Source organism: Roseovarius mucosus, from assembly GCF_002080415.1.
In the GTDB taxonomy this organism is placed as follows: Bacteria; Pseudomonadota; Alphaproteobacteria; order Rhodobacterales; family Rhodobacteraceae; genus Roseovarius; species Roseovarius mucosus_A.
The window spans coordinates 315,254-337,222 of record NZ_CP020474.1; the positions used below are offsets into that span (position 1 = coordinate 315,254).

Genomic DNA, 21,969 nt, shown 5'->3' on the forward strand with positions numbered 1-21,969 from the left:
CGCGGCGCGTCAATCACAAGCGGCGCAAACCGTCACGCAAGACGACTGCACCCCATCCTTGCCCCCGGGTGCAAAGCCAAGAAATATAGCAGGCTCTAACACCACCGACAGCGCAGCCGTCGTACCCCGTCGCAGCCCCTCGGCCCGCAGCAAACGCAGCGTATGCACCGGCTGCGCACCACCTGCCTCTTGCGCCAGATAGCCGCCCAAATGATCCAGACCCAGACGACACGCCCGTTCCGCCGCCCCTGCCCCCGCGCAGGGGACTGCGTTGACAATCAAGCTCCGGCCCTGCCCGGCCCGCAAACCGGGGCGCAGCGCGCGGCTCAACCCGGCAATGCCCAGCGTCACCGCCCCCAAGCGCGCCGCCATGCGCAAAGGTTGCAAATGGATCAGCAAATCAATCGGTGTCTGCCCCCAAAGCGCCCCCAACCGCGCGCAGACCGACGGGCGCAGCACATCCAGCGCCAGCGTCTCGATGCGCCCCGGAACCAACCGCGCCAGTGCCTGACACCGCCGATCTTCACGGTCAATCACGATCACCTGCGCCCCGGCCCGCGCCAACCCCTGCGCGAGCACAACACCCGCCGCACAGCCCGCCGCAGCGATCAGCACGGTCTTGCCCGCAACATGCTCCGCGAAACCCACCATCACCAAAGCGCCCCAAATAGCATGAGATGGTTAGCATCAGGCCGCACAGCACACAACGCAGGCTGCACGCAGAAGCGTATAAACTTTTTCGTTATAAGAGCTTAGACACCGTTATCGGAGAAATCACGCGCGCCTTCACCCGTTAGGCTTGCATATTCCTGCAGGGCAAACCGATCCGTCATCCCTGCGATATAGTCACTAACCAGCCGCGCCAGCGCGGTCTCATCCGCCGCCTGCGCCAAGTCGCGGCGCCATTCCTCGGGCAGGTGATCCGGCGCGTTCAGATAATGGGGAAACAGCGTGCTCACCACCCCATGCACCCGCAGGCGCATGTCGTTGACTTCGGGCGCGCGATACATGCGCGCAAAAAGAAACGCCCGGATTTGCTTTAAATCCCCCCAAAGCGCATCCGAGAACCGGATCACCGGACGCCCCAGATGCCGCACCTCCGCCACCGAAGCCGGAGCAGCGTCTTCCAAAAGATACCGTGACCGCGTGATCACATCGCCCACCATCACCCCAAACACGCGGCGCAGCGCCTCATGCCTGCGGCGTTTGCGATCGAGCCCGGGATAGAGCCGGTCCACCTCGGCATAACAATCCCCCACAATGGGCAATCCTGCGATTTCGTCATCGTCAAACAACCGCGCGCGCAACCCGTCATGCAGATCGTGATTGTTATAGGCGATATCATCCGACAGGGCCGCCACCTGCGCTTCGGCACTGGCATGCGTGTGCAATTCCAGATCATGCCGCGCATTGTAATCCGCCAAGGTATAGGGCAACGACCCCGTCACAGGGTCATCACTCCTGAGGGGCGTTACAGGGCCATGGCCCCGGAGGGGCGTCACAGGCCCATCGCCCCGGAGGGGCGTCACAGGCCCGTTATGCTTGGCCAACCCCTCCAGCGTCTCCCATGTCAGGTTCAGCCCGTCAAACTCGGCGTAATGCCGCTCTAGCGATGTCACGATCCGTACCGCCTGCGCGTTGTGGTCGAACCCGCCATAGGGCGCCATCAACGCATCCAGCGTGTCCTCACCCGCATGGGCAAAGGGCGGATGCCCCAGATCATGCGCCAGCGCCACCGCCTCGGTCAGCTCGCCATTCAGCCCAAGCGCACCCGCAATCGTGCGCGCGACCTGCGCCACTTCGATGGAATGGGTCAGCCGTGTGCGGAAATAATCCCCCTCATGCGCCACAAACACCTGCGTCTTGTGCTTGAGCCGCCGAAACGCGCTGGAATGGATGATGCGATCCCGGTCGCGCTGAAAGGGCGAGCGAAACGCGCTTTCCTCTTCCGCAACACGCCGCCCACGCACCTGCGCGGGATCAGAGGCATAGGGGGCCGTCATCGCTGCTTATCCTTGTCGCCAGAGGTCAGGCCCCATATATTGCACCTGACAGCAAACGTGAACCAGTCAGGAGCATTCCGATGCAATTGCCGCCCAAGGTGACCCCCCGCGCCTTTGCCCGCCTCGCCGAAATCGGTGCAGGCGATCAGGGTCAAGCCCTGCGCGTCGCCGTCGAGGGCGGCGGCTGCTCTGGCTTTCAATACGAAATCAAACTCGACGAGCCCGCCCAAGACGATCTGATTCTCGAAGGCGACGGGCAAAAGGTCGTGGTTGATTCCACCTCCCTGCCGTTTCTTGCCGGGGCCACGATTGATTTCTCCGAGGAATTGATTGGCGCGCGCTTTATCATCGACAACCCCAACGCCTCCTCGTCCTGCGGCTGCGGCACGTCGTTTTCGATGTGACCGCTTGTCACCCCCGCCCCCCTGCGCGATAGAGACTGCCAGAGGACAAAAGGGGGCCGCGCCATGAAAATCGCCACGTTCAATATCAACGGCATCAAAGCCCGGATTGACGCCCTGCCCGCTTGGCTTGACGAGGCGTCCCCCGATGTGGTCCTTCTGCAAGAGATCAAATCCGTCGATGACGGCTTCCCGCGCGAGATTTTCGAAGAGCGCGGCTATAACGTCGAAACCCATGGGCAAAAGGGCTTTAACGGCGTGGCGATCCTCTCGAAGCGCCCGCTCGAGGATGTCACGCGCGGTCTGCCCGGCGACGACACAGACGAACAGGCCCGCTGGATCGAGGCAACAGTTGTCGGCGATCACCGCGCGTTGCGCCTCTGCGGTCTCTACCTACCCAATGGCAATCCCGCACCGGGGCCGAAATACGACTATAAACTCGCATGGATGGACCGCCTGCACGCCCGCGCCCGCGACCTTCTGGCCAGCGAAGAACCGGTGCTGATGGGCGGCGACTACAACATCATCCCGCAGGATGAGGATGCCGCCCGCCCCGACGCATGGCGCGAGGATGCGCTGGCCCGCCCCGAAAGCCGCGCCGCCTTTCGCCGCATCCTCAACCTCGGCTTTACCGAGGCGTTTCGCGCGCAGGTGCAGGGGCCGGGGCATTACACCTTCTGGGATTATCAGGCCGGCGCTTGGAACAAGAACGACGGAATTCGAATCGACCACTTCCTGCTCAGCCCGCAGGCAGCAGACCTGATGACCGATTGCGGCATCGACAAGGATATACGTGGCCGCGACAAACCCTCGGATCACGTCCCGCTCTGGGTTGAACTCAACGCCTGAGCCACCAATCTATCCCCCCCTCTGTGACCAGATCACAGACGCTGCCCCCACCCGCATGCGACTATGGCGCATCAACCGGGCCTCCGCGCCCCTCAATCCATAGGTGATCCCATGCTCAAGAAAAATGTTGGCTCTATCGACCGCGCCCTGCGCATCCTCTTTGGCCTCGCGCTGCTGGCAGGTTTCGCGCTCAACCGCGAGGGCGCCTATAGCTGGCTCTATCTGATCGGGATCATCCCGCTGGTGACAGGTCTCATGTCCTCCTGCCCGCTCTATTCGATCCTCGGCCTCTCGACCTGCCCGCTCAAGAAATAACGGCAAGGTTTCGCCCAAGGCGCACGCCCCGTCTTGGCACCGGGCGTGACACGGCCCATGTCTGTCGTACACACGAAAGGACAGGCCATGAAACACACGATGATCCTGTTGATATTGGGTATCACCTTTGGCGGGGCCCCGGCCTTTGCGGGCAACGGCCATTGCCCGCCGGGACTGGCCAAGAAACACAACGGCTGTCAGCCCCCCGGTCAGGCGAAGAAGCAAGGATATTACCGCATCGGCGACCGCATCAACGAGGATTACATCATTCTGCTTAATCCCGGTCGCTACGGTCTGGACCGGAACGAGACCTACTACCGCGTTGGCGATCAGATTTACCGCGTGAACCGCGAAACACGCGAAATTCTCGACCTGATCGGCGCTGCGGCGGCGGTTCTGAACTGACCGTTTCGCGACAAGGCGCTAGTCGCGCCACCCCTGCCGCAGCAGCCGCGAATACTCCTGACTGCTCAGCCCGTCAACCGGGCTGGGCGGCAAGACGGCGCGCGCTTTCAGCTCTGCCAAGGGCACCGTCCCTGCCCCCGGCAAAACCCCCAGATCATAAAGATATCCGGGCAACCGCCCCGACAAGATGACCCGCAGGTCAAACACCAGACCCTCCGCAATGCCGCGCACCAACCGATAGGGCATTGTCGTGCAATTGGTCCAAAGCGTGTGATACCAACGCGGTTCCTCGGCCAAGGCGTTGCCATAGTCCAGAAACGCCCGAAACAACGCCGCGCGCTGCCCAGCACCCATCGCCACCGGATAGAGCGACACTGACTCGCCTCGCGCATCGGTGCGAAGATGCACGATGTCGCGCTCGTCGGCTGCGATCAACACCAGCTCATACCGCTTGAAAAAACCGCCAATGGCCGAAAATTCTTCGCCCACTTCCCTGCGGATCTCGCCGGAAAACACGATATGCCGCCCATCGGCAAACCCGAAACTGACCAGCGTATGCGCGATCTCCGGACTATCCCAGACCGACATGATCATATCAACAGAGGTGATCTGCTCCGGCTGAACCTCCAGATCATACCAGCGCTCAACCGCCTCGGTCGGGCTTGACCAGCGAAAATCCCGGATGTTGCGCACCAGAACCGCGCCTTCGCGCGCCGGCTCTGCGGTGACGCCGCGCGCCACTTCCGCCATCCAATCCCGGTCCTGTCGCGGCGCAATCCCGCCCCACCACAGCGCCCAGACCGCCAAAACCACGGCACTCAGCCCCAAGGCCAGGCGCAAACGCCCCCGCAACAGAATCCGCACAAGCGCAAGCCAGACGAACACTCCCACCAGATAGAGCAGATAAACCCAAGGTGCCGCGATCTGGAAATGCAGGCTTAGCCCAATCCAGACCGCAAGCCCCAAAAGCCAAGCGATCCCCAAGCCGCGTCCACAGATCGCCGCAGCGCGCCGCATCCCTATTCCGCAGCCACGCGCCGCGCCGCCAATATCTCCTTGAGATAGCGCCCGGTATGGCTGCGGGGCTCTTCGGCCACTTCTTCCGGCGTGCCCACTGCCACAATCTCGCCGCCGCCATCGCCGCCCTCGGGGCCAATGTCGATAATATGATCAGCCGTCTTGATCACATCAAGGTTATGCTCGATCACAATGACCGAATTGCCCTGATCGACCAATTCATGCAGCACTTCCAACAGCTTGTTCACATCCTCGAAATGCAGCCCCGTCGTCGGCTCGTCAAGGATGTAGAGCGTGCGACCCGTGGACCGCTTGGCCAGCTCTTTCGACAGCTTGACCCGCTGCGCCTCGCCCCCCGAAAGGGTCGTCGCCTGCTGGCCCACCTTGATATAGCCAAGCCCCACGCGCATCAGCGCGTCCATCTTTTCACGGATGCTTGGCACCGCCTTGAAAAACTCCTGCGCCTCTTCCACCGTCATATCAAGAACGTCCGCTATGCTCTTGCCCTTAAAGCGGATTTCCAGCGTCTCGCGGTTATAGCGCGCGCCCTTGCAGGTCTCGCATTCCACATAGACATCCGGCAGGAAATGCATCTCGATCTTGATCAGACCATCACCCTGACAGGCCTCGCAGCGTCCGCCCTTGACGTTAAAGCTGAAACGCCCCGGCTTATAGCCGCGCGCCTTGGCCTCTGGCAGACCGGCGAACCAATCGCGGATCGGTGTAAACGCCCCCGTGTAGGTCGCGGGGTTCGAACGCGGCGTGCGCCCGATGGGCCGCTGATCAATATCAATCACCTTGTCGAGATGCTCCAGCCCCTTGATCGTCTCACAGGGCGCGGGCGTCTGCCGCGCGCCATTGAGGCGCATCGAGGCGGTCTTGAACAGCGTCTCAATCGTCAGCGTGGATTTTCCCCCACCCGACACGCCCGACACACAAACAAACTGCCCCAGCGGAAAAGTCGCCGTCACCTCCTTGAGGTTGTTGCCCGTCGCCTTGACCACCGTCAGCTTCTTCTTGTTGCCCTTGCGCCGTACCTCGGGCACCGCAATCTCGCGCGCGCCAGACAGGTATTGCCCGGTCAGCGACGCAGGATCAGCCGCCACCGCGTCAGGCGTGCCATGGCTCACCACCCGGCCGCCATGCACCCCGGCACCGGGGCCGATGTCAAACACGTAATCGGCGGTGCGAATGGCCTCTTCGTCATGCTCGACCACGATCACCGTATTGCCCTGATCCCGCAGATTGCGCAGGGTTTCCAACAGTCGCCCATTGTCGCGCTGATGCAGGCCAATCGACGGCTCATCCAGCACATAAAGCACGCCCGTCAACCCGCTGCCGATCTGGCTGGCCAGCCGAATGCGCTGGCTCTCACCACCCGACAGCGTGCCCGCATTGCGGCTCAGCGTCAGGTAATCCAGCCCCACGTTGTTGAGAAACCCCAACCGCTCGCGGATTTCCTTGAGAATGGCGCGCGCAATCTCGTTCTTCTGCTTGCCCAGATGATCCGGCACCGTGCGGCACCACTCCAGCGCCTCGCGGATCGACATCTGCACCACTTGGCCCACATGCAGGCCCGCAATCCGCACCGCCAGCGCCTCGGCCCGCAGGCGATAGCCACCGCAGGCCCCGCAAGGGCGGTTGTTCTGATAGCGCTCGAATTCCTCGCGCACCCAGCTTGAATCGGTCTCACGATAGCGGCGTTCCATATTGGGAATAACGCCCTCGAACACCCGGCTCACCTGATAGACACGCCCGCCCTCATCATAGCGAAATCCGATCTCTTCCTCACCAGACCCGTGCAAGAACACCTGCTTCACATGCGCAGGCAGGTCTTTCCACGGGCTGTTGCGATCAAATTCGTAATGTTTGGCAATGGAATTGATGGTCTGCGTGAAATAGGGGCTCTTGCCCTTGCGCCAGGGTGCAATCGCCCCATCCGCCAGCTTCAGCGCCTCATCCGGCACCACCAACCGCTCATCAAAGAACAGCTCCGCCCCCAACCCGTCACACTCGGGACAGGCCCCAAAGGGCGCGTTGAACGAAAAAAGCCGCGGCTCGATTTCCGGAATGGTAAAGCCACTGACCGGACAGGCGAATTTCTCGGAAAAGATCATCCGCTCCGGGTCACCCTCCTTGGGCGCGGTTTCCAGCACGGCAATGCCATCCGCCAAATCAAGCGCCGTGCGGAAACTATCCGCAAGCCGGGTCTGCAACCCGTCTTTGACCACCAGCCGGTCCACCACAACATCAATGTCATGGCGGAATTTCTTGTCGAGCGTGGGCGGTTCATCCAATTCGTAAAACTGCCCGTCGACCTTAACCCGCTGAAACCCGGATTTGCGCAGTTCCAGAAATTCCTTGCGATACTCGCCCTTGCGGTCGCGCACGATGGGGGCCAGCAGATAGGCGCGCGTGCCCTCCTCCATCGCCATCACCCGGTCCACCATATCCTGCACCTGTTGCGCCTCGATGGGCAGGCCGGTGGCGGGCGAATAGGGCGTGCCGACGCGGGCAAAAAGCAGCCGGAGATAGTCGTAAATCTCCGTCACCGTGCCCACGGTCGAACGGGGATTCTTGCTTGTCGTCTTTTGCTCAATCGAAATCGCCGGGCTCAGACCGCTGATATGATCCACATCCGGCTTTTCCATCATGTCGAGGAACTGCCGCGCATAGGCGCTCAAGCTCTCGACATAGCGCCGCTGCCCCTCGGCATAGATCGTGTCAAAGGCGAGGCTGGATTTGCCAGAGCCCGACAGCCCGGTGATCACCACCAGCTGATCGCGTGGAATATCCACGTCGATATTCTTGAGGTTATGCTCGCGCGCCCCGCGCACCTCGATATATTTCAGATCGGCCATTCTGACCCCCCGGATCACCATTCCCCACACATAGGCGAGAGCCGCGCCGCTTCCAAGGTAATTTTGTGAACATAGCGCGAACATGCAACAATCGCCCTGCCCGTCCTCGGCACATCGCCGCCCGTACAGAACCGCGCCGCAAGATGGTCAGGCAAAATTCATTTGACCTGGCCCTGCCGCGCCCCCACCTACTTGGCACAGCACGAAAGGAGACCGCTATGACCCTGACACGCCGTTTCATCGCGCTTGGCCTACCCGCGCTCCTCTTTGCCCGGCCCGCCAACGCCCATCACGGCTGGCGCTGGACCGACGATGGGCGGTTCGAATTGCGGGGCCTCATCACCGAGGCACGCTTGGGCAATCCGCATGGCGTCTTGACCATCGACGCAGAGGGCGAGATCTGGAAGGCCGAGGTCGGCCAGCCTTGGCGCAACGAACGCGCCGGTCTAACCGACGCCATGCTTGCCCCCGGCACAGACATAAAGATCATTGGCAAACGCGCCGCTGATCCCAAGGACCGTCTGGTCAAGGCCGAGGCGATCGAGCTTTTAGGCGCGCTCTTTGAGCTGTACCCCGAACGCCTTTGATGGATTGGGCGGCAACGCTTGAGGCCCAGCCCTTCGCTCAGGCCCTGCGGGCCTCGCGCTGGACATATCCGCTGGTGAATGCGGGTCACATCCTTGGTCTGGCCCTGTTGATCGGGGCCGTCGTGCCCATGGATGTCCGGCTCTTGCGCGGCGATCTGCGCGCGATCAGGATGCTGCGCGTCTATGCGATTGGCGGGCTCTGTCTCGCGCTTGCCTGCGGCAGCCTGCTCTTTGCGGCGCAAGCGTCGGACTATGTGGCAAATAGCTGGTTCCGCTGGAAAATCGCACTTTTGGTCGCGGCTCTGGTGAACGCGGCCTTGCATCTGCATCCGCTGGCCCTGTCACGCCCCCGCCAATGCGCGGCGGCCATACTGTCGCTTTGCCTGTGGATCGCCGTCCTGCTCTGCGGTCGGATCATCGCCTATTCCTGAGGCGCAGCAGGCACGGCATCCCGCCCCTAAGCGACGCTGACGCCCCGCCGCCCCGCCAAATCGGTGAAATACTGCCACGCCACCCGGCCCGACCGCGCCCCGCGCGTGGCCTGCCATTCAATCGCCTCAGCGCGCAGCGTGTCTTCGTCAATCTCGACACCGTAGGCATCGCAATAGCCCCGGATCATCGCCAGATACTGATCCTGATCGCAGGCATGGAACCCAAGCCAAAGCCCGAACCGATCCGACAAAGACACCTTTTCCTCGACCGCCTCAGACGGGTTGATCGCCGATGACCGCTCATTCTCGATCATGTCGCGGGGCATCAGATGCCGACGGTTTGAGGTGGCATAGAACACCACATTGTCTGGCCGCCCCTCAATCCCGCCATCCAGAACCGCCTTGAGCGATTTGTAATGCTGATCGTCATGGGAAAAACTGAGGTCATCACAAAACAGCAAGAACCGGGTTTGCGCACCGCGCAAGAGGTTCAGCAACCGGCTGACCGACGGCAAGTCTTCGCGCTGCAATTCCACGATCTTGAGCGGCAGGCCCTCTGCCCGCACCGCCGCATGCACCGCTTTCACAAGGCTGGATTTTCCCATGCCCCGCGCGCCCCACAAGAGGGCGTTATTGGCGGGCAGCCCCCGCGCGAATTGCAGCGTGTTTTGCAACAGCGTATCGCGCGACCGATCCACCCCCACCAAAAGGCCCATATCGACCCGGCTCACGTGGCGCACAGGCTCCAACCTATCCGGGCTGACATGCCAGACAAAGGCATCCGCAGTATCGAAATCAGGGGCCGAAAGCGGTGCCGGGGCCATCCGCTCCAGCGCGGCGGCGATACGGTCCAACGGATCACTCATTCAATTCTTGCCTTTTTCCTCGGACGCGTCGGCCTCAGCAGCATCCGCCGCCTCTTCCTCGTCAAACCACAGCCCCTGCGCGCGCAATTCCGCCTCACGCTTTTTCTCAACCCAAGTAACCAGTTGGATTGAAATCTCGTACAGGCCGTAAACCACCACGAAAAGGATCAGTTGCGTCACCACATCAGGCGGCGTCACCAGCGCGGCCAGAACAAGGATACCGATCACGGCATATTTGCGCACCGATTTCAGACCAATCGCACTCACCAGCCCCGCTTTCCCCATCAGCGTCAGCAAGACCGGCAATTGAAAGCAAAGCCCAAAGGCGATGATGAATTTCAGCGTGATATCAAGGCTTTCGTTGACCTTGCCAAAAAAGGTGATGCGAATGCCCGTAGCCTCAGGGGCCGCCGCCGCCCCCGGCACCACCTCTGGCCCAACCAACCCGGTCATCAGATCGGCAATGATCGAGGGCACATCGGCAAAGCCAAGAAAGAACGCCATCGCAAGTGGCGTCACCACCAAATGCGCAAAGGATGCCCCCAACAGGAACATCATCGGCGACGCGATCATGAACGGCAAAAACGCGTTCTTTTCCTGCTTATAAAGCCCCGGCGCCACAAAGCGCCACATCTGGAACCCGATCACCGGAAAGGCCAGCGCAAAGCCGAACACCATCGAAATGCGGAACAACGTAAAGAGATATTCCTGCGGGCTGGTATATTGCATCGTGGGCGATGGGTCGCCCAACTCGCGCAATGTCGCCTCGATCGGCTCTAGCAGGAATTGCAAAATCGGCTCGGCCACGGCAAAGGCCAAACAGATCCCGATGATAAAGGCGATCACCGACCGGATCAGCCGGGTGCGCAGCTCGGCCAGATGCTCGATCAGCGGCGCACTGCTGTCCTCGATCTCGTCGCGCGGGGTCATGCCTCGTCCTCTGGCTTGGACGTCTTCCCTTTCGGCGCAGCCTTGGGCTTCGCGGCGGCCTTGGGCTTGGACGCCACCTTTTCCGGTGCGGCCTCAGCCTCGGCTTTCGCAGCCTTGCGCGCCTCTGCCATCTCAGCGGTGGCGGCGCGGCCCTTTTCGGCCGAGGCCTGCTGTTCGGGGCTCAGTGTGGGCTTGGTCACATCGTTCAGATCGCGCGTGACGCTGTCCGTCGTCTTGCGCACCTCATCCATCGCGGTCTTCATCGGGTTTGCCGCGGATTTAAAGGTTTTTTGAATGTCGCCAACGCCGGATTGATCGGCGGCATCATTCATCGCGCGGCTAAATTCGCGGGCCATGCCCTTGGCCTTGCCCACAAAATTCCCCACAGCCCGAAACATTCCCGGCAGGTCCTTGGGGCCCACCACGATCAAGGCCACGATGCCGATAAGCAAAAGCTCCGTCCAGCCAAGATCGAACATTTAAGGATCAGACCTTGTCTTTGTCTTCGGTCGGGGTCACGTCGCGCGCGGTCTCAGCAGACTCTTTGCTGGTGTCATCCAGTTCCTTGGTGCCCTCGGCCACGCCCTTTTTGAAAGAGGTGATACCCTTGCCCACTTCGCCCATGAGCGACGAAATCTTGCCGCGCCCAAAAAGCACAAGCACCACCACCGCGATCAGAAGAAGCCCCGGAAGGCCAATATTGTTCAGCATTTCAATTTCTCCCTTTCTCGGGGGTCGGTTGTCGTCCCCGGGAATTTCAGCTTCGTATCTAATGGGTCATCCCGGCGGATAAAAGCGGCAAAGCAGCGATGCCCCCCGGATTCCCTACTTATTTGCCCGGACCATACCCTACGCAGGCCGACCCGCATGGGTCAATCACCCCCCTGCGCCTCGGCCCGGCTCTTGCCGCTCACATTCATCGCCAGCGTGGCGGCCATGAATTCATCCAGATCACCATCCAGCACACCTTTGGTATCCGATGTTTCAACACCGGTGCGCAGATCCTTGACCATCTGATAGGGCTGCAACACATACGACCGGATCTGATTGCCCCAGCCCGCATCGCCCTTGGCATCATGGGCTTCGTTGATGGCCGCGTTGCGCCGGTCCAATTCCAACTGGTAAAGCCGCGATTTCAGCGCCTTCATGGCGATGTCGCGGTTCTGATGCTGCGATTTCTGGCTGCTCGTCACAACAATGCCCGTGGGCATATGCGTGATCCGCACCGCCGAGTCGGTGGTGTTCACGTGCTGCCCACCCGCACCAGACGAACGATAGGTGTCGATGCGAATATCAGACGGGTTCACCTCGATCTCGATATTGTCATCCACCACCGGGTAAACCCAGACCGACGAAAACGATGTGTGCCGCTTAGCCGCCGAATCAAACGGCGAAATCCGCACCAGACGATGCACGCCCGATTCGGATTTCAGCCACCCATAGGCATTGTGACCGCTGATTTTATAGGCAGCGGATTTGATCCCCGCCTCGTCACCCGCCGATTCCGATTGCAGTTCGACCGTATAGCCACGCTTTTCCGCCCAGCGAACATACATCCGCGCCAGCATCGACGCCCAGTCGCAGCTCTCGGTGCCGCCAGCGCCTGCGTTGATCTCCAGAAACGTATCGTTGGAATCCGCCTCACCATCCAGCAGCGCCTCCAACTCCTTGGCGGCGGCCACCTTGGCCAGCGCCTTGATCGCGGCCTCGGCCTCGCCCACGACCTCGGCGTCACTTTCAGCCTCGCCCAGCTCGATCAGCCCAAGATTATCCTCTAGCTCGTTCTTGATGCTGTCATGGGTCTCCAGCGCATCCACCAGCGCCTGCCGCTCGCGCATCAGTGTCTGCGCCCGCGCGGGATCATCCCAAAGCGTGGGATCTTCGACACGCGCGTTGAATTCCTCCAGCCGGTGGCGGGCCGTTTCCCACCCCAGCCGCTGCCGCAAGAGCTCCAACGACTTTTCGATCTCAGCCACGAGGTTCTGGGTTTCTGCGCGCATCGGAATGTCCTTGTCTGGTCAGGTGCGGGTGATAGCGCAGCGCGCCGGGCCGGGCAAGAGAGCCCGAAGCCTAGTAAAGCCCGCCCGAACTCATAGACCCGAAACTGGCCTTGCCCCCCACACGCGCCTTTTCGCCGGTCGAGGTCGTAACCTCCTGAACCTGCTCGCGTTCGCCCGCACTGAACAGCTCAAGGTCATTGCCCATGGCAAAGCCCCCGTCATAGGCCACACCAAACACCGGCTCTTCGCCGTCGCGGAAATATTCGGCCACCACATTGTCGCCCTCGGCAGTATCCGGCAGCCGCGCGCCGGTGAACCGGTCGATCTTGATGAAATGCCCGCCGGGGGGCACTTCGAACGGACCACCGCCATATTTCTTCACAGCCTCGACCATGAAATCCTGAAACACCGGCCCGCACAGCGACGAGCCATAGGCCGACCGTCCAAGGCCCCGAGGCTGGTCATGGCCAATGTAACAGCCCGCCGCGATATTGCTGGTAAAGCCCACGAACCACACATCGCGCGCGTCATTGGTGGTGCCGGTCTTGCCCGCCACCGGCACCGGCAGGTTGATGGCCCCCGACGCCGTGCCGCGATCCACCACGCCTTTGAGCATCGAGGTCAACTGATAGGCCGTGACCGCATTCATCACCCGCTCCCGATCCGACACGATGCGCGGGCCGCGATCCGCAGGGATTCCGGCATCACCGCAATCGACGCAATCGCGCTGATCATGGCGGTAAACTGTCTTGCCATAACGGTCCTGCACGCGATCAACCAGCGTTGGGCGCACCCGCTCGCCGCCATTGGCAAACATCGCATAGGCCGCAACCATATTATAAAGCGTGGTCTCTTCGGACCCCAGCGAATTGGCCAAAAACCGGCCCATGTTTTCATAGACGCCAAACCGCTCGGCATAATCCGCGACCACATCCATGCCCACCTCTTGCGCCAGACGGATGGTCATAAGGTTCCGCGACTGTTCGATGCCTGTGCGCAACGGCGTGGGGCCGTAAAACTTGTTCGACGAATTCCGTGGTCTCCACAGGCCTTGCGGCGTGTTGATCTCAATCGGGGCGTCGATTACGATGGTGGCGGGTGAATAGCCGCTGTCCAGCGCAGCCGCATACACAAACGGCTTGAACGACGATCCCGGCTGCCGCAACGCCTGCGTCGTGCGGTTAAAGACCGAGGCCTGATAGGAAAACCCGCCCTGCATGGAAATCACGCGGCCCGTGTTCACATCCATTGCGACAAAGCCGCCCTGAACCTCAGGCACCTGCCGCAACGACCAATTCACAAAGGTCCCCTCCTGGGTCACGGCACGCACATGCACCACATCGCCCAGATCAAAGGTCGCCTCGAAATCGCCGGGCAACCATTTGATATCGCTGCGCGGCACCTCCTGCACGCCGTCGACGCCCTCAATGCCCACCTGCATTGCCTGATCGCCGATGCCCAGCACTACCGCCGGATGCCAGACCCCATCCAGATCCACATCCCGGGCCACGCTGACGCTTGCCAGCGCCGCTCGCCAAGCGGCCTCATCCCCCAACGCCTCGGCGGGCAGGCTCTCGCCCGTGCCGCGCCATCGTCCTTGCCCCCGGTCATAATTTTCCAACTGCCGCCGCAACGCCCGCGCGGCATGAACCTGCAATTCGGGATCAATGGTCGCGCGCACCGACAAACCACCGCTAAAGAACTCGCCCTCACCGAAATCAAGGCTCAGCTGCCGTCGGATTTCGTCGGTGAAATAGTCGCGCGGCGGCAATTCGGCGCTGAACGGCGGAAAATCCCCATTCTGCACAGAGCGCAGCGGTGCGGCCCGCTCCTCCTCATAGGCGGCCTGCGTCAGATACCCGTTCTCCCACATCTCGCGCAGCACGAAATTGCGCCGTTCCAGCAACCGCTCCTTCTCGCGCACCGGATGATAATCACTCGGGGCTTTCGGCATCGCAGCAATGGTGGCGGCCTCATGCGGCGCAAGGTCCGTGAGGGTCTTGTTGAAATAGGTCTGTGCCGCGGCAGTCACGCCATAGCTGTTCTGACCCAGAAAAATCTCGTTGAGATAGAGTTCAAGGATATCATCCTTGCTCAGAGTTTCCTCAATCCGCGTGGCAAGGATAATCTCCTTGATCTTGCGCTCCATCTGCCGGTCGCCGGACAAAAGGAAGTTCTTCATCACCTGCTGCGTGATGGTCGAGGCACCGCGTACATTGCGCCCGCGCGACTTCACCGCATCCACGATAGCCGAGGCGATACCCACGGCGTCATAGCCGCCATGGGTGTAGAAATTCTTGTCCTCCGCGCTGATGAACGCCTGCTTTACCAGATCAGGAATATCCTCAGCGGGCGTGAACAACCGCCGCTCGCGCGCGAATTCGTCGATGATCCGCCCCTCGCCCGAATAAATCCGGCTGATGGTCGGCGGCGTGTAATTGGCAAGGCTCTCATGGCTCGGCAAATCCTGACCATAGATATGCAGCACGGCACCAATGCTCAGGCCGATCACCACCACAACCAGCGTGATCAAACTGAACACAGTCCCAAAAAGGCTGAGAATCGCACGTATCACAAGGGCCCCCGCATGCTTGCTGCGCCGGGTATAGGCCTAGTGGGCCTCAGGGTCAAAAGGGAATGGGCCAAGCGTCGCGTCACTGTCCGCCGGGTATCGCCGCGCGTCCCCCTCATTGCCGCACCAATCCCGCGCGCGCCGCATCGGCGTCGCGCCAGGCAGTCAGCGCCGCGCGCAGCGCTGCGGCGATCCGGGCCCGCCCTTCCTCATCGCGCAACCGCGCCAGATCACGCGGGCTAGACAGAAACCCCAATTCGATCAAAACAGATGGAATATCAGGGGCTTTCAGCACCGAAAACCCTGCCTCCCGCAGGGGGCGCGACAACAGCGGCAGCTCATGCGCGGCAAAGCTCTCGATCAAGGCTTGGGCCAGATGCGCGGTGCGCGGCTGCGTCTCGACCCGCGCCAGATCCATCAGCACATCTGCCACCACATCATCCTTACCGCTCAGGTCCACACCCGCCAGCATATCGGCACGATTGTGCCGTTCGGCAAGCGCCGCACTCGCCTTGTCCGAGGCGCTCTCGGACAGGGTATAAACCGACAGCCCCCGCGCCTGCGCCCCCGACAGCGCATCCGCATGCAGCGACAAGAACACATCCGCCCCGGCCCAATGCGCTAGGGCGACCCGCCGCTCAAGGCTCACGAATTCGTCACGCTCGCGCGTCAACACCACCTCAAATCCGCCAGCGCGCAGCAATTCATCGCGCAATTCCTGCGCAAACTGCAGCATCAGCGCCTTTTCGGTCAGCTCTCCCTCCTGTGCTCCGGGATCAATGCCGCCATGGCCCGGATCAAGGACCACCACCAACGGCCCCTCGCCCGGCACCCCCACAGGCACCGCCGCCAGCGCATCCTTGGGATCGGGCAGGTCCCAGCCGGGCAACGCAGGCGTGCCCGCAGTGGCGGCAAACCGCTCGGAATCCGCCGCCCCAAGGGCAACCTTCAACGTCGCCCGCCCGCTCACGCGGTCAATCTCCAACCCCGCCTGCTCCAGCGGATAAGGCGCGTCCAGATCGGCCACCATGCGCGACCAGCCCGGCCGAATCTGTCCCAGTCGCAAGCCTTTGACGCGCGCGCCAGCGATCAAATCCCCAGCCCCGATGCCCTGCCAATCCACCTCTTGAAAATCAAGCACCAGACGCGGCGGCGCATCAAGCGTATAGACGCGATAGGGCACTCCCTGCGACAGGCTCAAGGTCACCTCCACCCCGCGCCGGCTGTCCGTGATGCTGCTGGTTTCCGCCTCCAGCCGCGCCAAACCGCTAAACACGCTCTCCTGCGCCCGCACAGCCGCGCCGCCCATCACCAGCGCAAGCGCTAGCCCTATGCCAATGATCCTGCTCATACGCCGTTTCCCGGTTCGTTTTCCCGCGCAGAATACACGAGCACCGCCCCGCGCAACAGCCCCGATGTCCCACCTGTAACAAGCGCTTGATCCTGCCGCGCATTCAATCAAGGTTTTTATCCCGCACGTTCCAGTCTATAGAATCGCCATGACCAACCAGACGCCACGCCCCGTTGTCACCCATGAGGACCCAAAGGTTCTCTTTGAAATCTTTGTGCAGCGAAAATTCTGCGATCTCGAACTTGCGTCGGTCATCCACACCCTGCAAACCGCCAATATGGTGCATGGCTCCGCGCATTTTGGCTGGCGGATCATCTCGGACCGACCGGGGCTCGTTCAGGGTAACGGCGTTTGTCTCGTGCGCGCAGAGCCGGTGATCCCCGATCACTGCATGGCCGATTTCCTGATTGTCATCGCATCGAAAACCGCCGATCCCGCCGTCTGGATGGCCCGCATCCGCAGCATGCGGCGGCTCGGGCGCTCGGTGATCCTCTTGGCGGATGCCTCCACCACCTTCATCGCCCGCACCCAAATCGAGACGGGCGCGGTCACCACCCATTGGGCCGATGCCGTGGTGCTGCGCGAGACCCAAGATCAACCGCGCCTTACGGAAAACCTGTCAGAATTTTCCAACGGCATCATCACGGCCGCGGGACGCGGCGCCACAGCAGAGCTTGTCATCGGCCTTCTGGCCCGTGATCTGCCCGTGTCCGACATCACCGAGATTGGCCGCCACCTGCTCTTGCCGGAAATCCGCACCAGCTCCAGCACTCAGCCCTTCGCCCCCGAGGCGTTTCACAAATTCTACGACAAGGCCGTGTCAGATGCGCTCGCCATCATGGAGGACAATCTGACCGATCCACTCTCCATCGCGGAAATCGCCGATGAGGTGGACACTTCGCAACGCTGTCTCGAGCGCCGCTTTCGCGCGGTGTTTGAAACCTCACCGGGGCATTATTACAAGCAATTGCGCGTGCGCCGTGCCCATCACCTGATCCAAAGCACGAAATTGCCGCTGATCGACATCGCCACCGCCACCGGCTTTGGCTCGACCGGCACGCTCGCCACCGCCTTCAAGAAATTCTACGGCGTCACGCCCTCGGATATGCGCGGCAAACACCGCGAACGCGTGCTTGACTACTCCGCCGATGTCTAAGGGCGGTTAAGCGCCGCCGCCACAACCTCTGCCGCCGCTGCCCAATCGCCCAAACCCTGCGCCGCCTTCCGCGCCGCGCAGGCACAGCCCGCCCGCAACGCAGGCTCGCTCAGCATCCGCCGCAGCGCCTCTGCAAAGGCCGCGTCATCCTCGGGGCGCACCAAAATTCCCGCACCGGCGGCAACGGTATCCGGCACCGCCCCCGCCTGCGTGCTCACGATCGGCAACCCGTGGCCCATCGCCTCGTCAAACACGATGCCATAACCTTCATAGCGCGTCGCCAGTGCAAAAACCGTCGCCCGCCCATAAAGCGAGTCCAGATCCGATTGCGATACCTCCCCCGCAATCTCGACCCGCTCCGCCAGCCCCAAGACATCGCGCAGCCCCTGCAACTCTGTGACCGTCTCGGGCTCATGCAAGCGCCCGACAATCACCGCCCGCCAGTCCAGATCGGCAATCCGCGCCAAGGCCCGCAACAGCACATCATGCCCCTTGCGCCGCGCGAGCAATCCCACCGACAGGATCAGTGGCGGCACATCGGGCATTGCGTTAGCTCGGGGTGCCACGAACCCCGGTCGCGCCACGCTGATCCGCTCTGGGGCCACGCCATAGGCCTCGCGCAAAAGGCCTGCGATATGCCCGCTTGTCACCACGATATGCCGCGCCCGGCCCAGATTGGCCCGCTCGCGCGCCGCCATATCCGCAGCCTGCGCCGCACTCAACCCCGGCTCCAGCGCCAGCGGATGATGCACCAGCGCCACCATGGGTGCCGCCAACCGCGCCACCCCCTCAGGATCCAGCGCACCATACGCCAGCCCATCCACCAAGGCCGGGCAATCACGCGGCAACGCCGAAAGCTGCGCCAAGGCATCCGCCATATCCTGCGCATCGGGATGCGGAAAACTATCGCCTAGCCGCAGATGCCGCAGCCTGAGACCCCGCGCAACCAGCGCCTCTCCCAACCGCCGATCATAAAGATAGCCGCCCGTCGTCAACCCCGGATCACCCGGCACGGCAAAGGCGATGTCGCGCCCCTCCTCAGTCGCCATAGCGCACCCGATGGCACAGCGTCCCCGCCGCCGCCAAGATCCCCGCATAGGCGCGCGGCAGATCATCAAACCGCGTTTCCCCCGAAATCAACGCATCCAGCACCGGATCGGCCAGCAGTCGCAGCGCAACCTCCATCCGCCGCCGGTAATCCCACCGCGCCGCATGGCTCGCCGGAATTCGCCCCACCTGCGACGAGACAACCTGCAACCGCCGCTGATGAAATGCCCCGCCAAGCGCCACGGGAATATCGCCGCTGCCATACCAACTGGCCTCAACCACCCGCGCCTCAATCCCAGCAAGGCGGATCGCTGTGGCCAATCCCGCTGCGCTGGCCGTCGCATGGATCACCACATCCGCGCGGCCCTCGGCCTGCTCCGGTGCCGCAAAGCCACAGCCAAACGCCTCAGCCAAAGGCCCCCGCGCCGCGTCGCGATCAATCAAGGTCACCTCTGTGCCCGGCACCCGCGCTGCAAGATATCCAACCAACGCCCCCACCGTGCCCGCACCCACAACCGCCACCCGGTCCCCGGCAGCGATCTGCGCATCCCACAGGATATTGAGCGCGGTTTCCATATTGGCCGCAAGCACCGCACGCCCCGGCGGCACGCCCTCGGGCACCGGCACCGCCATCGGTGCAGGACAGGCAAACCGCGTCTGATGCGGATGCAGCACGAACACCACCTGCCCCGTCGCAGCCCCGCCGGTCACGCGCCCCACGGCGCAGTACCCATATTTGACAGGATAGGGAAAATCTCCCTCCTGCAAGGGCGCGCGCATCGTGCCATGCTCGCTCTCGGGCACCCGGCCGTCCAAGACCAGCCGCTCGGTCCCCCGGCTGATGCCGGTGTATAGCGTTTCGATCACAACCTCATCCGCGCCGGGCGCAACCGTGACAGGCCGCACCTCCACCTGCCCCGGTGCCACAATCCAGAGCGCGCGCGCGCCCTCAGACACGCCGCTCACCCCAGCCGCACAGCGGGTTGGCGCGCATGGGGCCAGACCTCTGCCGCCACCCGCGCGCCCATGACGCAATCAAAAAGCACATCCGTGCCCAACCCATAAACCTGCGTTTCCGGCCGCCGCGCCTGCGCCAAACGTGCCACGGGCCGCGTCGTCAATCCTTGCGGTCCCGCCCCGATCAAGAGCGGCGCCACCGCCACATGCAGCCGCGCCAGCAAATCTGCCTCGATAAATCGCGCAATAGTGATCGCCCCACCTTCAACCATCAGATGATGCAGGCCCACCTTGCGCAGGGCACTTACAATGGCGGGGGGTGAAATCCAGTCACTCCGCGGCAATTGAATGACCTCGACACCGGCGGGACGGGGCTTGTCCACCTCCTGAATGACGATGCGCCGCGTGCCATCCTCTGCGAACAGCCGCGCGTCATTGGGCAGCCGCCCCGAGGGGTCAATCACCACCCGCGCCGGGTTTTGCCCCGACACAAGCCGCACTGTCAGGCGCGGGTTGTCATGCAACGCGGTCTTGACCCCCACGATCACCGCATCCACCAGCGCCCGCATCCGGTGCAGATGCGCCAACCCATCCGGCCCCGACACATCCGCCGCGTCCCCCGTGACCGTGGCCACCCGACCATCCAGCGATTGTCCGATCTGTGCCACGACCTGCGGCGTGCCGGGCGCGGCCATCATCGAGCCATAGAGCGCCATCGCCGCACGCTCGCCCGGTGCCCAGTCTCCACAGCATAAACACGCCTGCCCCGCGCGCGCAGCCAAAATATGCTCCCAGACCTTGGGGGTGACATCAGCACTTTGCATCCGGGTCTCCGTTTTGCATTACGTCTCGGCGTTTCGCCATGGTTGAACACGCGCCACTCGGGCGCGCCTTTATCGTGTGCATATCAGAGATAGACGGCTTTTCAAAAATGTCATGCCCGCTGAACCAGCGCCGGCGGCAGTGCCAAAAGGTCAATATGGCCGATTTCGGCCCAACCATCGGCAAGAACTTGCGCGCGCCGCCCATGCCATGCCTCGGCCCCGGCGAATTCCGCCTCGCCCGCCGCCTGCGCAATGCCCGCCAGCAAAAGATGCTGCATTTCCGCATCTTGCGGCCCCAGCCGCCACGGGCTCGGTGCATAATGCACCTCATAGCCAAGCGCCTCAAAGACCGCCGCCATCACCTTTGCCGCCTCAGGCCCAAGCGCCGGACCAAAGCCCTTGTCGCCCCTCTGGTGGGCGTTGAAACGCGTCGTCACGATCGCGTCATCAGGGTCTTCGGGATGCCAGCGCATCACCCCGTCATAGCTCAGCGCCGCATAAAGCGCAGTGCCAGCCCCCGCCAACCGTGCTGCAAATCGCTCGACCCACGCCCGCGACACCAGATCAAACAGCGCCGACGCGGTCACCAAACCCACGCCCTCAAGCGGCAGATCCTCCACCCTGGCCAGATCCCCCTGATGGATCACCGCCTCAGGATGCCAGGCTGCGGCCCGCGCCAACAAATCCGCGTCATGATCAAACAGCCGCCAGCCCGCGCCCGTCGCCCGCTCTCCGGCAAAGGCGCGCAGGGTCGAACCCGTGCCGCACCCCAGATCAAGCACCGCCCCATCGGCCAGCGCCACCGCCCGACCCAACAGCGCCGCATCCCGCGCCGCCCTGTCCGCCGGTTCCCGCAGCGCCAGCCATTCGGGGGCAAACCCCATCTCAGATATCCGCCTCGTACCAGCCGCGCGCCATATGGCTTTCATGCAGCTTCACCCGGATGCGCCGCAACCGCCCCGCATCGCCCAACCCCTCGGACCGGGCAATGTCACGCAGGCCGGTCCAAATGTGATGACACAAAAATTCGGTGGTGGTGAACTTGCCTTTGAATTCGGGCTTGTCGTCCAGATTGCCATAGCGCAACGGGGCCAACACCCGCGCCAGAGCGTCAGAGGCAAGGCCAATGTCCACAACCAGCCCGTGCGCATCAATATCTTCGGTGTAAAACGCGGCATCGACCACGAAGGTCGCACCATGCACCCCCTGCGCAGGGCCGAACACTGGATTGGGCAGGGAATGGGCGATCATGATGTGATCGCGAACTTCGACGGCAAACATGGAACTTTCCTTCTTTGAATGGCAGCCGAGACCTAACACGCACCTTGATTGCGTCAAGCCTCAGCACCAAATCGGCGAAACACCGCGCGCACCCGAGAAATTCATTGGACCTACCG

At 62.5% G+C, this 21,969-nt stretch carries 23 protein-coding genes; 7 read left to right on the forward strand and 16 right to left on the reverse strand.

Translation table 11 applies throughout. The annotated features are described in order from the left end of the window. Positions 1 to 9: 9 nt before the first annotated feature. Positions 10 to 651: a hypothetical protein gene (locus ROSMUCSMR3_RS01535; protein WP_081506222.1), complete on the reverse strand. Its 642-nt coding sequence runs from the start codon at positions 649 to 651 to the stop codon at positions 10 to 12. Between the two features lie 101 nt (positions 652 to 752). Next, positions 753 to 2,003, reverse strand: coding sequence for a deoxyguanosinetriphosphate triphosphohydrolase (locus ROSMUCSMR3_RS01540; RefSeq protein WP_081506223.1), 1,251 nt, complete (start codon positions 2,001 to 2,003; stop codon positions 753 to 755). An 80-nt stretch (positions 2,004 to 2,083) separates the two neighbouring features. Between ROSMUCSMR3_RS01540 and ROSMUCSMR3_RS01545 the strand changes: the two genes are divergently transcribed. The 4 genes from ROSMUCSMR3_RS01545 to ROSMUCSMR3_RS01560 all read left to right on the forward strand — a co-directional run bounded on the left by ROSMUCSMR3_RS01545 (position 2,084) and on the right by ROSMUCSMR3_RS01560 (position 3,973). Beyond that, positions 2,084 to 2,407, forward strand: coding sequence for a HesB/IscA family protein (locus ROSMUCSMR3_RS01545; protein WP_008281073.1), 324 nt, complete (start codon positions 2,084 to 2,086; stop codon positions 2,405 to 2,407). A 63-nt stretch (positions 2,408 to 2,470) separates the two neighbouring features. Further along, a complete protein-coding gene (gene xth / locus ROSMUCSMR3_RS01550) occupies positions 2,471 to 3,253 on the forward strand; it encodes an exodeoxyribonuclease III (protein ID WP_081506224.1) in 783 nt (260 codons plus the stop codon). A gap of 111 nt (positions 3,254 to 3,364) precedes the next feature. Further along, a complete protein-coding gene (locus ROSMUCSMR3_RS01555) occupies positions 3,365 to 3,568 on the forward strand; it encodes a YgaP family membrane protein (protein ID WP_008281075.1) in 204 nt (67 codons plus the stop codon). A gap of 87 nt (positions 3,569 to 3,655) precedes the next feature. After that, positions 3,656 to 3,973, forward strand: coding sequence for an excinuclease ABC subunit A (locus ROSMUCSMR3_RS01560; RefSeq protein WP_081506225.1), 318 nt, complete (start codon positions 3,656 to 3,658; stop codon positions 3,971 to 3,973). An 18-nt stretch (positions 3,974 to 3,991) separates the two neighbouring features. Here ROSMUCSMR3_RS01560 and ROSMUCSMR3_RS01565 read toward each other — a convergent pair whose 3' ends face one another. Further along, positions 3,992 to 4,990, reverse strand: a complete 999-nt coding sequence (locus ROSMUCSMR3_RS01565) for a DUF4105 domain-containing protein (protein ID WP_081506226.1) — start codon at positions 4,988 to 4,990, stop codon at positions 3,992 to 3,994. Between the two features lie 2 nt (positions 4,991 to 4,992). Further along, positions 4,993 to 7,851, reverse strand: coding sequence for an excinuclease ABC subunit UvrA (gene uvrA, locus ROSMUCSMR3_RS01570; RefSeq protein WP_008281078.1), 2,859 nt, complete (start codon positions 7,849 to 7,851; stop codon positions 4,993 to 4,995). A 218-nt stretch (positions 7,852 to 8,069) separates the two neighbouring features. On the opposite strand from uvrA, the gene ROSMUCSMR3_RS01575 reads away from it, so the two are divergent. After that, complete coding sequence (locus tag ROSMUCSMR3_RS01575) at positions 8,070 to 8,438, forward strand: DUF6152 family protein (RefSeq protein ID WP_081506227.1); 369 nt, start codon at positions 8,070 to 8,072, stop codon at positions 8,436 to 8,438. Next, positions 8,438 to 8,869 carry a hypothetical protein gene (locus ROSMUCSMR3_RS01580; protein WP_081506228.1) on the forward strand — a complete coding sequence of 144 codons (432 nt, stop codon included), beginning with the start codon at positions 8,438 to 8,440 and terminating at the stop codon, positions 8,867 to 8,869. Before ROSMUCSMR3_RS01575 ends, ROSMUCSMR3_RS01580 begins: the two co-directional genes overlap by 1 nt. A 26-nt stretch (positions 8,870 to 8,895) precedes the next feature. Here the strand turns inward: ROSMUCSMR3_RS01580 and ROSMUCSMR3_RS01585 are convergent, their stop codons facing one another. From ROSMUCSMR3_RS01585 to ROSMUCSMR3_RS01615, 7 genes are all read right to left on the reverse strand, one after another. Then, positions 8,896 to 9,735, reverse strand: a complete 840-nt coding sequence (locus ROSMUCSMR3_RS01585) for an ATP-binding protein (protein WP_008281081.1) — start codon at positions 9,733 to 9,735, stop codon at positions 8,896 to 8,898. Beyond that, a complete protein-coding gene (gene tatC / locus ROSMUCSMR3_RS01590; protein ID WP_081506229.1) occupies positions 9,736 to 10,665 on the reverse strand; it encodes a twin-arginine translocase subunit TatC in 930 nt (309 codons plus the stop codon). Further along, positions 10,662 to 11,144 (reverse strand): Sec-independent protein translocase protein TatB, encoded by a 483-nt coding sequence (gene tatB / locus ROSMUCSMR3_RS01595; protein WP_081506230.1) that lies wholly within the window; start codon positions 11,142 to 11,144, stop codon positions 10,662 to 10,664. The genes tatC and tatB overlap by 4 nt, the downstream gene beginning before the upstream one ends. A gap of 7 nt (positions 11,145 to 11,151) precedes the next feature. Next, a complete protein-coding gene (locus ROSMUCSMR3_RS01600) occupies positions 11,152 to 11,376 on the reverse strand; it encodes a twin-arginine translocase TatA/TatE family subunit (protein ID WP_008281084.1) in 225 nt (74 codons plus the stop codon). Positions 11,377 to 11,537: 161 nt separating this feature from the next. Next, positions 11,538 to 12,665, reverse strand: a complete 1,128-nt coding sequence (gene prfB, locus ROSMUCSMR3_RS01605) for a peptide chain release factor 2 (RefSeq protein ID WP_081506231.1) — start codon at positions 12,663 to 12,665, stop codon at positions 11,538 to 11,540. Between the two features lie 70 nt (positions 12,666 to 12,735). Next, complete coding sequence (locus ROSMUCSMR3_RS01610) at positions 12,736 to 15,240, reverse strand: penicillin-binding protein 1A (RefSeq protein ID WP_037297660.1); 2,505 nt, start codon at positions 15,238 to 15,240, stop codon at positions 12,736 to 12,738. Positions 15,241 to 15,352: 112 nt separating this feature from the next. Beyond that, a complete protein-coding gene (locus tag ROSMUCSMR3_RS01615; protein ID WP_081506232.1) occupies positions 15,353 to 16,588 on the reverse strand; it encodes an N-acetylmuramoyl-L-alanine amidase in 1,236 nt (411 codons plus the stop codon). Positions 16,589 to 16,736: 148 nt separating this feature from the next. On the opposite strand from ROSMUCSMR3_RS01615, the gene ROSMUCSMR3_RS01620 reads away from it, so the two are divergent. Further along, entirely contained in the window at positions 16,737 to 17,744 is a 1,008-nt protein-coding gene (locus ROSMUCSMR3_RS01620; protein WP_008281088.1) for a GlxA family transcriptional regulator, read from the forward strand. On the opposite strand, the gene ROSMUCSMR3_RS01625 is transcribed toward ROSMUCSMR3_RS01620, so the two are convergent. The 5 genes from ROSMUCSMR3_RS01625 to ROSMUCSMR3_RS01645 form a co-directional block, all read right to left on the reverse strand. After that, a complete protein-coding gene (locus tag ROSMUCSMR3_RS01625) occupies positions 17,741 to 18,793 on the reverse strand; it encodes a glycosyltransferase family 4 protein (RefSeq protein WP_081506233.1) in 1,053 nt (350 codons plus the stop codon). The two genes, ROSMUCSMR3_RS01620 and ROSMUCSMR3_RS01625, sit on opposite strands and share 4 nt — an antisense overlap. After that, positions 18,783 to 19,748 carry a zinc-dependent alcohol dehydrogenase gene (locus ROSMUCSMR3_RS01630; protein ID WP_237183511.1) on the reverse strand — a complete coding sequence of 322 codons (966 nt, stop codon included), beginning with the start codon at positions 19,746 to 19,748 and terminating at the stop codon, positions 18,783 to 18,785. Before ROSMUCSMR3_RS01630 ends, ROSMUCSMR3_RS01625 begins: the two co-directional genes overlap by 11 nt. A gap of 5 nt (positions 19,749 to 19,753) precedes the next feature. Next, on the reverse strand, positions 19,754 to 20,572 hold the full coding sequence (locus ROSMUCSMR3_RS01635) for a RibD family protein (RefSeq protein WP_008281091.1): 819 nt from the start codon (positions 20,570 to 20,572) through the stop codon (positions 19,754 to 19,756). A 110-nt stretch (positions 20,573 to 20,682) separates the two neighbouring features. Continuing rightward, on the reverse strand, positions 20,683 to 21,456 hold the full coding sequence (locus ROSMUCSMR3_RS01640; protein ID WP_081506235.1) for a class I SAM-dependent methyltransferase: 774 nt from the start codon (positions 21,454 to 21,456) through the stop codon (positions 20,683 to 20,685). A gap of 1 nt (position 21,457) precedes the next feature. Continuing rightward, positions 21,458 to 21,853: a 6-pyruvoyl trahydropterin synthase family protein gene (locus tag ROSMUCSMR3_RS01645; protein WP_008281093.1), complete on the reverse strand. Its 396-nt coding sequence runs from the start codon at positions 21,851 to 21,853 to the stop codon at positions 21,458 to 21,460. Between the last annotated feature and the right edge of the window lie 116 nt (positions 21,854 to 21,969).